This is a genomic window from Falsiroseomonas oleicola (assembly GCF_019029495.1).
Classification (GTDB): Bacteria; Pseudomonadota; Alphaproteobacteria; order Acetobacterales; family Acetobacteraceae; genus Falsiroseomonas; species Falsiroseomonas oleicola.
The window spans coordinates 65340-76803 of the sequence record NZ_JAERQM010000012.1; the positions used below are offsets into that span (position 1 = coordinate 65340).

The following is an 11464-nucleotide window of genomic DNA, read 5'->3' on the forward strand; positions in this document are numbered from 1 at the left end:
GGATGAGCGGGCCGCTGGCCGGGCTGCGCGTCCTGGACCTGTCCTCCGTCGTCGTCGGTCCCGTCTGCACCGGGGTGCTGGCGGAACAGGGGGCGGAGGTCATCAAGCTGGAAAGCCCCGAGGGCGACCTGCTGCGCAAGCTCGGCGGCAAGGGCCGCACGCCGGGCATGGCGGGGAAGTTTCTCAACTTCAACCGCGGCAAGCGTTCCATCTGCCTGGACCTGAAGCATCCGCGCGCCAAGGCCGTGCTGGCCCGCATCGCCGCGCGCTGCGACATATTGGTGACGAACATCCGACCGGAGGCCCAGAAGCGCCTCGGCGTGGATGCGGCGACCATGGCGGAAAAACTGCCGCGGTTGATCCATTGCTCGATCGTCGGCTTCCGCACCGATGGTCCTTATGCCGGCAAGCCGGCCTACGACACGGTGATCCAGGGCGTCTCCGGCATCGCCGGCTGCTTCGAGGCCTCCACCGGCGAACCGCGCTACGTGCCGATGCTGGTGGCGGACCATGTCTGCGGGCTGATCGCCGCCCAGCAGATCGGCTTTGCGCTGTACCGCCGGGAGAAGACGGGGCGCGGCGAGAGCCTGGAAATCCCGATGTTCGAGAACATGGCGGCCTTCGTGCTGCAGGAACATCTGGGGCCGATGTCTTTTCGGCCGGCACTCGGCCCTCCGGGCGACCAGCGGGTGCTGAGCCCGGAGGCGCGGCCCTTGAAGACCGCCGACGGCTTCATCGCCGTCTCCGCCAATACGGATGCGCAGGCGCATGGCTTCTTCCGCGCCATCGGCCGGCCGGAGCTGATCGAGGATCCGCGCTTCGGCAAGGTCGCGGCCCGCACCGCGCATACGAAGGAATACTTCGCCTTGCGCGCCACCGCGCTTGTCGGAAAAACCACGGCGGAATGGCTGGCGCTGTTCACGCAGCACGACGTGCCGGCCATGCCCTACAACACCCTCGAATCCCTGCTGACCGACCCGCATCTGCGCGCCACCGGCATGGTGCGGGAGGAGGAGCACCCGACCGAGGGCGCAACCTTCGCCATCGGCGCGCCCAATATCCTGTCGGGCGGCATGGCGCCGACCCTGCCCGCCGCGCAGCGCCTTGGCGCCGCCGGGTCGGAGCTGCTCGCGGAGGCCGGATTGTCGGCCCAAGAAATCGAAGACCTCGCGCGCGATGGCGCGCTGATCCAACCGGAGGAAAATCCATGACCAGGCTGAACCTGCCCCGCCGCACGTTGCTTGCCGGCGCCGGCCTGCTTGCAACCCCCGGCCTTCTGCGCGCGCAGGGCGCCTGGCCGGAGCGGCCGGTGCGGCTGGTGGTGCCCTTCACCCCCGGCGGCAGCACCGACATCCTGGCCCGCGCCCTCGGCGCCGAACTCCAGGAGGCCCTCGGCCAGCCCTTCGTGGTGGAGAACCGCCCAGGCGCCGGCGGCACGCTGGGCAGCGATCTCGTCGCCCGCGCGGCGCCGGATGGCTACACGCTGATGATGGGCCATATCGGCACGCTGGCGGTGAACCCGTCGCTCTACCGCAACCTGTCCTTCGACACCGTCACCTCCTTCGCCCCCATCGTGCTGGTGGCGAATGTCGCCAATATCCTGGCGGTGAACACGCGCAAGCTGCCGATCACCAATGCGCAGGAGCTGATCGCGCGCGCCAAGGCTTCGCCGGGCACCATCACCTACGGCTCCGGCGGCAATGGCTCCGCCGCCCATACCGCCGTGGTGGCCTTCTGCCTGGCGACGGGGATCGAGCTGACGCATGTGCCCTATCGCGGCACCGGCCCGATGATGAACGACCTGATCGCCGGCCAGATCGACATGACGATGACGGGCGGCCCGCCCATCCTGCCGCCGGTGCGCGCCGGGTTGTTGCGCGCCATCGGCGTGTCCTCGCTGCAAAGGCTTTCCAGCGCGGCCGATATCCCGACGCTGGACGAGCAGGGCGTCCGCGGCTTCGACGCGGTGCAATGGTATGGGCTGGTGGCGCCGGCCGGCACGCCGCGCCCGATCATCGACCGGGTCAACGCCGCCAGCGCCCGCGCCCTGCGGGGCGAGAAGCTGAAGCCGCGCCTGGCCGCGGAGGGCGCCGATGCCGCCCCGGGCACGCCGGAGCAGTTCCGCGACATGATCATCGCCGAGCGCGAGCGCTGGGGCGAGGTGATCCGCCGCGCCAATGTGACGAATGAATAGGGCCATGCTGCACCTCACCCGTCGCGCCGCCCTCGGCGCAGCCCTCGCTCTTCCCGCCATTCGCACGGCCCGCGCCCAGGCCTGGGCGCCGGGCCGCCCGATCCGCATCGTGGTGCCCTTCGGGCCGGGTGGTGTCGCGGACCTGACCGCCCGCGCGGTGGCGCAGCGCATCTCGGAGCGGCTCGGCCAGCCGGCGGTGATCGACAACCGCCCCGGCGCGGGCGGCATCGTCGCCGGGCAGCAGTTGATGGCGGCGCCGGCCGATGGGCATACGCTGCTCGTCGCCTCCAACGGCACGGCGATCAGCAAGGCGCTGTTTCGCACGCTGCCCTTCGATCCGCTGACGGATTTCGTGCCCGTGGTGACCATGGGCGCCTTTCCCATCGCGGTGGTGGTGGCACCGAATTCCCCGGACCGGGACATCGCCGGCCTGCTCGCGCGGCTGCGGGCCAATCCGGGAAAACTGAACATCGGCAGCATCACCGCCGGCAGCACCCAGAACCTGTCGGCGGAGCTGTTCAAGATCCGCGCCGACACCCGCTTCGAGACCATCGCCTTCCCGGCGACGCCGGCGCTGACCACGGCGCTGATCCGTGGCGATGTGGATGCGGCCTTCGAGATCACCGGCCCGATCATGGGCCAGATCCAGGCCGGCGCGCTGCGGGTGCTGGCCGTGACCTCCGCCACGCGCGCCACGAACCTGCCGGATGTGCCGACGCTGACGGAGGCCGGGGTGCCGGATTACGACGTGGCGTCCTGGAACGCGCTGGTCGCCCGCGCCGGCACGCCGCCGGAGGCGATTGCCGCGATCAACGCGGCGGTGAACGAGGCGCTGGCCAGCGCCGATCTCCGCGCGGCGCTGACCCAGGTGGGGGTGGAGCCGCGCGGCGGCACGGCGGCGGCGATGGGCGAGCTGCTGCGCGCCGACACCGCGCGCTGGACCGAGGTGATCGAGAAGGCAGGGATTCCGCGGCAGTGAAGAAAGAAATCCCGACCTGCAAGGGTCCCGACCCCGACACCCGCACGCCGCGGCTGGTGCTGCCGCCTGGCGCCTGTGACTCGCATTGCCACGTCTTCGGCCCCGGCGCCGTGTTTCCCTATGCCGAGGACCGCGCCTATACGCCGCCCGATGCGCCTTTCGAGGGGCTGGTGGCGCTTCACCAGAAACTCGGCGTGTCGCGTGCCGTCATCGTGCATGCCTCCTGCCACGGCAGCGACATGACGGTGACGCTGGACGGCATCGCCCGATCCGGCGGCACCATGCGCGGTGTGGCGGTGGTGGAGCCGGGGGTGACCGATACGGAGCTCGCCCGGCTGCATGCGGGCGGCATCCGCGGCGTGCGATTCAATTTCGTGCGCCATCTGGGCGGCATGCCGGACATGGCCTTCTTCCAGCGCGTGCTCGCGCAGGCCGAGGTGCTGGGCTGGCATGTGGTGCTGCACCTGGATGCGCAGGACATAGTGCCCCTGGCGGACACCATCGCCGCCATCCGCATCCCCTTCGTCATCGACCACATGGCCCGGGTGAAGGCGAAGGAGGGCGTGGACCAGCCGGCCTTCCGGCAATTGCTGGAGCTGATGAAGAACCCGCTCGCCTGGGTGAAGATCTGCGGGTCGGAGCGGATTTCCTCGGCCGGCGCGCCCTTCCTGGATGCGGTGCCTTTCGCCCAGGCGCTGCTGGCGGCCGCGCCGGATCGCTGCCTCTGGGGCACGGACTGGCCGCATCCGAATATCGCGGGCGACATGCCGAATGATGGCGACCTGGTGGATCTGCTGGGCGCCATGACCGACGACCCGGCGCTGATCCGCCAGGTGACGGTGGACAATCCGACCCGGCTCTACTGGGCGGACTGACCGGAACTTTTGTGACAGCGGGCGTTGCGAAGGGGGCGGGGTGGGCGAAACATGGCCCGCCCCGCCCTTTTGATATTTGGGACCACGAGACGATGGCCACGAAGAAGCTCCATCCCAGCACGCTGCTGGCGGTCGAGGACCTGGATTTCCTGCTGCGCGACGAGATGCGCGCGGCGCGTTTCGGCATGGAATATCTGAAGGCAGAACTCGCCCTGCGGGACTGGGGCGTGCGCTCCACCGTCGTGGTTTTTGGCAGTGCTCGCGTGCCGGATGCGGAGACGGCCGCCCGCGCGCTGGAGGCCGCTGACACGGAGGACGCCAAGAAACTGGCGCGGCGGCAGGTGGCCCTGGCGGCGCATTATGAGAAGGCGCGCGCCTTCGCTCGCATCGTCAGCCTGCGCGGCGGCGCCCTGGCCGAAAGTGGCGCGCCACGGGACAATGTGATCGCCACCGGCGGTGGCCCCGGCATCATGGCCGCGGCCAATCGCGGCGCGGCGGAGGTCGGCGCGCCCTCCATCGGCTTCAACATCACCCTGCCGCATGAACAGGCGCCGAATGAGTGGTCGACCCCGGCGCTGACCTTCCGCTTCCACTACTTCGCCATGCGCAAGATGCACCTGGCGATGCGGGCCAATGCGCTCGCGGTCTTTCCCGGCGGCTTCGGCACCTTCGATGAGCTGTTCGAACTGCTGACCCTGGTGCAGTCGCGCAAGGCGCCATCCCTGCCGATCGTGCTGTTCGGCGGCGACTACTGGCGGCAGGTGGTGAATTTCGAGGCGCTGGCCGAGCACGGCATGATCGCCGAGGCGGATCTTAAGCTGTTCGAGATCGTCGATGATCCGGAGGAAGGCTGGGCCGCCCTGGTGCGTCGCGGCCTGCGCGCCCATACCCCGCCGGCCCAGGCGCCGAGGTCATAGGCGCCTAGACTCAGGCCCGCTTCGGGCGCTGGCCCAGCTCGGCCCGCCGGATCACCGGATGCGGGCCGGGGTTCAGCCGCCACATGGTGAAGCTCAGGAAGGTCGCGAAACCGACCCAGAGCAGATAGGGCGCCATCAGCCAGGCCGCCGTGGTGGAGATCGGCGCGAACAACACGATGCAGGCGAGGATGGACAGGAACAGCGCCGCCGCCTCCACCGTCGCCCAGCCCAGCCGCCGAATCCCGAAGAACACCGCCGACCAGCCGGCATTCAGCACCAGTTGCAGGAGCCAGACGGCCATTGGCAGGCCGATTCCGTCGGCGCGCCAGACCAGAAAGCCGGCGACGGCGATCATCAGGTACAGCAGCGACCAGGCGATCGGGAACAGCCAGTTCGGCGGGTTCCAGGACGGCTTGCGCAGCCCCGCATACCAGTCACCGGGGGAGAACAGCGCCCCGGTGGACGCCGCTGCGAAGCAGACGGCGAGGCAGGCCAGGGCGCCAAGGATCAGGTTCAGGTCCATGCCGTCCTACATGGACGGCACCGCCGGCCCTGTCCATCGGGAAGCGCGGATCAGGAAACCCGCAGCCCCGCCTTCTCGATCACCTGTGTCCATTTGGCGTTCTCGGCCTGGACGAACGCGCCGAAGGGGCCGGGCGCCATGAACTGGGCGGTGCAGCCCTGGCCATCCAGCAGGGCGACCACGGCCGGCGTTTCCAGCGCCGTCTTCAGCGCGGCCGACAGACGGTCGAGCACCGCTGGCGTCAGCCCCGCCGGGCCGACGATTCCCCACCAGGGGGCGGCGGTGAAGCCGGGCAGGGCGGCCTCCGCGATGCTGGGCACGTCCGGGGCCTGGCTGGCGCGTTCGGCTGTGGTGACGCCGAGCGCCTGGATGCGGCCGCCGCGGACATTGTCCTGAAGCGAGGAGAAGGCATCGAAGTAATAGTCCACCCGGCCGGCGATGAGGTCGATGGTGGCCGGGGAGGACCCGCGATAGGGCACATGCGTCGCCTGGATGCCGGCCGAGGCGTTGAAGGCCTCCGCCGCCAGATGGCTGGTGGCGCCGATGCCGGAGGAGGCGAAGTTGAGCTTGCCGGGATTGGCGCGGGCATGGGCGATGAAGTCGCGCAGATTGCCGGGCAGGCCATTGCGGGTGACGAGGCAGAAGGGGCCGACGCCGATCAGGCCGAGCGGCGTGAAGTCCCGCGCCGGGTTGAAGGGCGTGTCCTTGTCGATCAGCGGCCGGTAGTAGGTGGCGGCGCCGGAGATCAGCAGCGTGTAGCCGTCGCCGGCCGATTTCGCGACGTTGTCGGTGCCGAGCGCGCCGCCCGCCCCCGGCCGGTGGTCGAAGACCATCGCCTGGCCCAGCGAGGCCGCCATGGCATCGCCGACGATGCGCGCGATATTGCCGGTGGCCCCGCCTGGCGCCCAGGGCACCACGAAGCGGATCGGCCGTGTCGGATAGCCGGCGGGCTGGCCGAGCGCCGCGCGGGCGGCGAGAAGGCCAGGCAGGGCAGCCAGCAAAGTGCGGCGGAAGGTCATCTCGGCGCTCCGGAAGCAGAGGCAGGATGTTGCGCCGCACAGCGAAATCTTCGCAAGATGCATTATTGGCGGTGCGAAATCGGGCGCAAGTCGATCGAGGTCAATCGTATGCAAAATATACTTTATGTCGGCAGCGCCTGGTCCTCCTCCTGGTCCGTGGTGGGCTGGATGGCCTGCCGTCTGGGCGGGTTGCCGGTGGAAATGCGCCGCATCTTCCTCTCCCGCCCGGACAGCCCGCCAAAGCTTCGCGCCGTCTCCCCTTCCGGCCGGGTTCCCGTGCTGCATCTGGCCGGGCGGCCGGATGAGGCGGAGGCGGGGATGGTGCTGTGGGACAGCCTGGCCATCGCCGAATGGCTGTGGGAACGCGATCCCGGCTGCGGCATCTGGCCGCAGGACCCGGCGCGGCGCGCCTATGCCCGCTGCGTCGCGGCGGAGGTGCACAGCCATTTCGACGAGGTGCGCAACGGCCTGCCGATGAACCTCATCAAGCGCTGGCCGTTGCGCGATGGCCTGCCCAGCAACGTCAAGCTGATGAACCGCCCCGGCGTGCGGGCGGGGACGGAGCGGCTGGAGGCGATCTGGCGCGATGCCCGCGCCCGCTGGGGCGGCCCCTATATCGCCGGGGCGGAGTTCTGCTTCGCCGATGCCGTGCTGGCGCCGATGTGCAGCCGCTACGTGACCTATGGTGTGGAACTTGCGACCGACAGCATGGATTTCATCGCGACACAGATGGAAAGCCCCCTGATGCAGGCGTGGTTGGCGCGGGCGGAGGCCGAGGCGGATGAGGTGGGGCGCGATATCGTGTTGATGTATCCATGAAGCCGGACATCCTTGAGGCGCTGCGGCAGGTGGCGGTGCCGACCCTGTCCGCCGTGATGTTCGCCCGCGGCCTGCGCAGCCGCTTCCTGCACGGCATCGTCCCGGCGAATCCCGAAGCCGCCCGCTTCATCGGCCCCGCCTATACCATCCGCGCCATTCCGGTGCGGGAGGATCTGCGGGATGCGGTGGCGGCCGGGCGACTGCCGAACCTGCACCGCCAGATTTTCTCCGGCGTCCCGGCGGGGGCGGTGCTCGTCTGCGCCACGGGGGGTGCGGCGCATGTGTCCGTCCTCGGTGACATCATCGCGACCGCGCTGCACCGCAAGGGTGTGGCGGGGGTGGTGGTGGATACCGGCGTCTCCGACCTGCCGGTGGTGGCGGCGATGACCCTGCCGGTGCATCACGGCGGCGGATCGGCGCCCGTGCCGTCCTCCGCCGCGGTGATGGTGGTGGACCATTCCCTGCCCATCGGCATCGCGGGTGTCGCCGTGTTCCCCGGCGATATCATTGTGGGCGATGCCTCCGGCGTCGTCTGCATCCCGGCCGAGCTGGTCGAGGAGGTGGCGCGGGAGGCGGCGGAGAAGGAACGGCTGGAGGCCTGGATCCTGGCCCAGATCGAGGGCGGCGCGCCGCTGGAAGGCACTTATCCCCCGGACGCCGCCACCAAGGCGCGCTACCGGGCGGCCCAGGGGTAGAAAGAACCCGGCCATCGCAAGACCGTTGCATCCGGAGGGGAGGGGTCTAGGCTGCATTATTGCAGTTTTATGACACGACTCCGGTGAGGTGAGCGGGATTGTCCCAGGCGCTGCTGTTGGTGGAACTGGCGGGCCATGCCGCCCTGCTGCTCTGGGGGCTGCACATGGTGCAGTCCGGCGTGCAGCGGGCTTTCGGCATGCGGCTGCGCCATGTGCTGGGCATCGGCCTGGGTGGAAGGGGCCGGGCCGTGCTGGCCGGGCTGGTCATCACCGCCGCGCTGCAATCCTCCACCGCCACGGCGCTGATGCTGGGCAGCTTCGCGGCCGGCGCGGGCGTGGCGCTGGCGCCGGCCCTGGCCGGGATGCTGGGGGCCAATCTCGGCACCGCGCTGATCGTGCTGGTCCTGTCCTTCCCGACCGGGGCGCTGGCGCCGGGGCTGATCCTGGGTGGCGTGGTGGCCTTCCGGCGGGGTGGGGCCGGGCGGGTGCGCGATATCGGGCGGGTGGCGATCGGGCTCGGCCTGATGCTGACCTCGCTGCATCTGCTGGGGCAGGCGATGCGGCCAGTCGAATCCTCCCCCGCTCTGCACCAGGTGCTGGGGGCGATCGCGGACATGCCGCTGCCCAACCTGCTGGTGGCGGCGGTGCTGGCCTGGGCGGCGCATTCCTCGGTGGCGGCCATGCTGTTCATCGCGGCGCTGGCCGCTTCCGGCGCCGTGGGGGCGGAGGCCTGCCTCGCCATGGTGCTGGGCGCCAATATCGGCAGCGCCATGAACCCGCTGCTGGCGGCGACCGGGGATGTGGGGCCGGACCGCGCCCGGCTGCGCGTCGCGCTGGGGAACCTGGCGAACCGGCTGGTCGGCGCGGCGGTGGTGCTGGCCTTCCTGCCACAGGCGGCCGGGCTGCTGGGGCCGGTGACCGCGCTGGCAGCCGCGAAGGCGCATCTGGCCTTCAATATCGGCACCGCCTTGCTCGCCTGGCCGCTGCTCGGCCCGCTGTCGCGGCTGCTGGAACGCTTCCTGCCGGACCGGCCCCAGGCCGAGGATGCCGGCGCGGCGCGCTACCTGGATTCCGGGGCGCTGGATTCGGCGCCCGTCGCCCTGGCCAATGCGGCCCGGGAAGTGCTGCGCATGGCCGATGCGGTGGAGGCCATGCTGGCCGCCTCCATCGCCGCCTTCCAGGAGGGGCGACGCGAAGGACCCAAGGTGGCCAAGCGGCTGGATGACGTGGTGGACCGGCTGCACTGCCAGGTTCAGTTCTATCTGGCGCGCATACCGCAGGAAAACCTGGGGGAGGAGGAGGCCCGGCGTCTGGCCGAGATCCGCGCCTTCGCCGTCTCCCTGGAACATGCGGGGGATGTGCTGGAACGCGACCTGGGCGGGCTGGCCGCCAAGCGCCTGCGCCGAGGCCTGGTGCTGCCCGCCGATATCGCCGCCGAGATCACCGGCCTGCATCTGCGCCTCCAGGCGCAGCTTCGCCTCGCCGTCGCGGTCTTCATGCGGGAGGATGCGGAAGCCGCCCGCCGCCTGGTGCGGGAGAAGGAAGGGCTGCGGGAGGCGGAGCGCCTCGCCTTGAGCCGGATGGTGGAGGCCGCGGACCGCTCCGCCGCGGAAGGCGGGGCGGCGGCCGGGCTGCTGCTGGATGCGGTGCGCGACCTGCGCCGGATCGGCGCGCATTTCGCCATGGTCGCCCACCCCTTGCTGGAACGCCGGGGCGAATTGCTGCCGAGCCGGCTCTCCCCCGAGGTGCGGCTGGAGGAGGAGAGCCCGGCCGGGCGGTAGATGCCGGCTAGTCGGCGGCCAGGGCCACTTCCGTGGTGCCATTGCCGATGCCGGCCAAGTGGCGGTTCAACTCCTGCCGGCCGCGCTGGAAAGCGGCCAGCGCCTGGCCGCGCAGCGGGGCGCCGCCGGGCAGGGCGACTGTGGCGGGGTTCTGCGGAACGCCGGCCATCCGGATCTCATAATGCAGATGCGGCCCCGTCGACATGCCGGTGGAGCCGACCCGGCCGATCACCGCACCCTGCCGCACCCGGGCGCCGGCGCGCAGGCCGGGGGTGAAGCGCGACATATGGGCATAGACGGTCTCGACCCCGCCCGGATGGCGCAGCCGCACCGTGCGGCCATAGCCGCGCTCCGCCTTGGCCGAGATGACGGTGCCATCCGCGGCGGCATAGATGGGCGTGCCGGTGGGGGCGCCGAAATCCAGCCCGGCATGACGGCGGCTGTAGCCCAGCACCGGATGGCGGCGCATGCCGAAGCCGGAGGTGATCCGGGCGCCATCCAGCGGCGTGCGCAGGAAGCCGCCGCGCAGGGGGCGGCCATCGGCGCGGTACCAGTCCACCTCGCCATCCGGCGTGGCATGGCGCCAGACCTCCATCACCCGGCCGGAGAGGCTGATGGCCGCATAGTGAAGCTGGCCGTGGCCGAGCAGGTCGCCATCCGGGCCACGCAGGCGCTCGAAGGCCACGGCGATACGGTCGCCGGGCTGCACATCCCGCTGGAAATCCACCTCATGCGACAGGGCGCGGATCAGGGAATGGGTGAGGGGACCCGGCAGGCCGGCGCGGGTCAGGCTGGTGAAGACGCCATTGGTAATGATGGTCTCGACCCGGGCGAGGTGGCGCAGGCGCGGGGTGACCACCTCCTCCAGCGCCCAGCCGGTGCCGCGGCGGTTCAGGGCCAGGGTGTGGCCGGGCTGGGGGGCGATCTCCAGGCCGATCAGCGCATTCTCATCATTCAGGCGCAGCCCGACCTCCTGGCCGACGGCCAGGCGGCGCGGCTCGAAGGCGGGGGTGAGGGCGGCGATGGCGGCATGGGCATCGGCGGGATCGACGCCTGCCTCCGCCAGCAGGCCGCCCAGCGTATCGCCGGGACGGACGGTGACGATTCGCTGCGCCTCATCCGGTGGGTCCGATGCGGTGGCCTGCGCGGAATGGGCGCTGAGGCCGAGGCAAAGGCAAAGGGCGAGGCGCAATGTGAAAATCATGCGGATGTCATGTCCGAAGTGGTGTCGGCGGGGAACTTCTGGGCATGGGGCGGTGAAGTCAACCACGAAGGCGCGGCCGCAATGTAACGTGTGCAGCAATGTCAAGGCTTTGCGGGTTATGGCAGCTATGTGACGCAATCTGCGGCCCCGTGTTGACTCCCTCCGGTCTGCCCCGTAAAAGCCCCCCACCGACGACGAGCCACACGGTTCCGAGACGGGGCGCTGAAAAAGCGGGGTTGAAAACGGCGGAGCGATCCGCTAGATACTCTCCCCCGCCGCTAAGGCGACGATCTTCTCCACGCAGCGATGCGATGGTGCCGCTGGTCAGGGTTCTGGCCTCGGATGAGATCATTGTTCTTTTAAACTGTGTATCTGTTGAGGGAAGAGTAATTAGCTGCTCTTTGGTCCTTGTATCGCTTGCTGATGATCCTGAGGGATTGTTGGTGATGGTGCGGGGG

At 70.3% G+C, this 11464-nt stretch carries 11 protein-coding genes; 8 read left to right on the top strand and 3 right to left on the bottom strand.

Annotated features, from left to right (window positions below; genetic code table 11):
* Positions 1-2: 2 nt before the first annotated feature.
* The 5 genes from JJQ90_RS25810 to JJQ90_RS25830 all read left to right on the top strand — a co-directional run bounded on the left by JJQ90_RS25810 (position 3) and on the right by JJQ90_RS25830 (position 4965).
* The gene (locus JJQ90_RS25810; RefSeq protein ID WP_216879181.1) at positions 3-1211 is read left to right on the top strand and encodes a CaiB/BaiF CoA transferase family protein; all 1209 of its coding nucleotides are present in this window, start codon (positions 3-5) and stop codon (positions 1209-1211) included.
* On the top strand, positions 1208-2194 hold the full coding sequence (locus tag JJQ90_RS25815) for a Bug family tripartite tricarboxylate transporter substrate binding protein (protein ID WP_216879182.1): 987 nt from the start codon (positions 1208-1210) through the stop codon (positions 2192-2194). The genes JJQ90_RS25810 and JJQ90_RS25815 overlap by 4 nt, the downstream gene beginning before the upstream one ends.
* A 4-nt stretch (positions 2195-2198) precedes the next feature.
* A complete protein-coding gene (locus JJQ90_RS25820) occupies positions 2199-3173 on the top strand; it encodes a Bug family tripartite tricarboxylate transporter substrate binding protein (RefSeq protein WP_230410995.1) in 975 nt (324 codons plus the stop codon).
* The gene (locus JJQ90_RS25825; RefSeq protein WP_216879184.1) at positions 3170-4048 is read left to right on the top strand and encodes an amidohydrolase family protein; all 879 of its coding nucleotides are present in this window, start codon (positions 3170-3172) and stop codon (positions 4046-4048) included. The genes JJQ90_RS25820 and JJQ90_RS25825 overlap by 4 nt, the downstream gene beginning before the upstream one ends.
* 92 nt (positions 4049-4140) lie before the next feature.
* A complete protein-coding gene (locus JJQ90_RS25830; RefSeq protein WP_216879185.1) occupies positions 4141-4965 on the top strand; it encodes an LOG family protein in 825 nt (274 codons plus the stop codon).
* A gap of 10 nt (positions 4966-4975) precedes the next feature.
* Here the strand turns inward: JJQ90_RS25830 and JJQ90_RS25835 are convergent, their stop codons facing one another.
* Positions 4976-5488 carry a TspO/MBR family protein gene (locus JJQ90_RS25835; RefSeq protein WP_216879186.1) on the bottom strand — a complete coding sequence of 171 codons (513 nt, stop codon included), beginning with the start codon at positions 5486-5488 and terminating at the stop codon, positions 4976-4978.
* Between the two features lie 50 nt (positions 5489-5538).
* Entirely contained in the window at positions 5539-6507 is a 969-nt protein-coding gene (locus tag JJQ90_RS25840; protein ID WP_216879187.1) for a Bug family tripartite tricarboxylate transporter substrate binding protein, read from the bottom strand.
* A 108-nt stretch (positions 6508-6615) separates the two neighbouring features.
* Between JJQ90_RS25840 and JJQ90_RS25845 the strand changes: the two genes are divergently transcribed.
* The 3 genes from JJQ90_RS25845 to JJQ90_RS25855 all read left to right on the top strand — a co-directional run bounded on the left by JJQ90_RS25845 (position 6616) and on the right by JJQ90_RS25855 (position 9802).
* Positions 6616-7326: a glutathione S-transferase N-terminal domain-containing protein gene (locus tag JJQ90_RS25845; RefSeq protein ID WP_216879188.1), complete on the top strand. Its 711-nt coding sequence runs from the start codon at positions 6616-6618 to the stop codon at positions 7324-7326.
* Entirely contained in the window at positions 7323-8021 is a 699-nt protein-coding gene (locus tag JJQ90_RS25850; RefSeq protein WP_216879189.1) for an RraA family protein, read from the top strand. The genes JJQ90_RS25845 and JJQ90_RS25850 overlap by 4 nt, the downstream gene beginning before the upstream one ends.
* Positions 8022-8119: 98 nt before the next feature.
* Positions 8120-9802 (top strand): Na/Pi cotransporter family protein, encoded by a 1683-nt coding sequence (locus JJQ90_RS25855; protein WP_230410996.1) that lies wholly within the window; start codon positions 8120-8122, stop codon positions 9800-9802.
* Between the two features lie 7 nt (positions 9803-9809).
* Here JJQ90_RS25855 and JJQ90_RS25860 read toward each other — a convergent pair whose 3' ends face one another.
* Positions 9810-11006 carry a M23 family metallopeptidase gene (locus JJQ90_RS25860; RefSeq protein WP_216879190.1) on the bottom strand — a complete coding sequence of 399 codons (1197 nt, stop codon included), beginning with the start codon at positions 11004-11006 and terminating at the stop codon, positions 9810-9812.
* Positions 11007-11464 lie beyond the last annotated feature (458 nt).

What these genes read in the sequence shown, in the direction of transcription:
- JJQ90_RS25810 (WP_216879181.1), top strand. Translation starts at nt 3, where the DNA reads ATGAGCGGGCCGCTGGCCGGGCTGCGCGTCCTGGACCTGTCCTCCGTC.
- JJQ90_RS25815 (WP_216879182.1), top strand. Translation starts at nt 1,208, where the DNA reads ATGACCAGGCTGAACCTGCCCCGCCGCACGTTGCTTGCCGGCGCCGGC.
- JJQ90_RS25820 (WP_230410995.1), top strand. Translation starts at nt 2,199, where the DNA reads ATGCTGCACCTCACCCGTCGCGCCGCCCTCGGCGCAGCCCTCGCTCTT.
- JJQ90_RS25830 (WP_216879185.1), top strand. Translation starts at nt 4,141, where the DNA reads ATGGCCACGAAGAAGCTCCATCCCAGCACGCTGCTGGCGGTCGAGGAC.
- JJQ90_RS25835 (WP_216879186.1), bottom strand. Translation starts at nt 5,488, where the DNA reads ATGGACCTGAACCTGATCCTTGGCGCCCTGGCCTGCCTCGCCGTCTGC.
- JJQ90_RS25840 (WP_216879187.1), bottom strand. Translation starts at nt 6,507, where the DNA reads ATGACCTTCCGCCGCACTTTGCTGGCTGCCCTGCCTGGCCTTCTCGCC.
- JJQ90_RS25845 (WP_216879188.1), top strand. Translation starts at nt 6,616, where the DNA reads ATGCAAAATATACTTTATGTCGGCAGCGCCTGGTCCTCCTCCTGGTCC.
- JJQ90_RS25850 (WP_216879189.1), top strand. Translation starts at nt 7,323, where the DNA reads ATGAAGCCGGACATCCTTGAGGCGCTGCGGCAGGTGGCGGTGCCGACC.
- JJQ90_RS25860 (WP_216879190.1), bottom strand. Translation starts at nt 11,006, where the DNA reads ATGATTTTCACATTGCGCCTCGCCCTTTGCCTTTGCCTCGGCCTCAGC.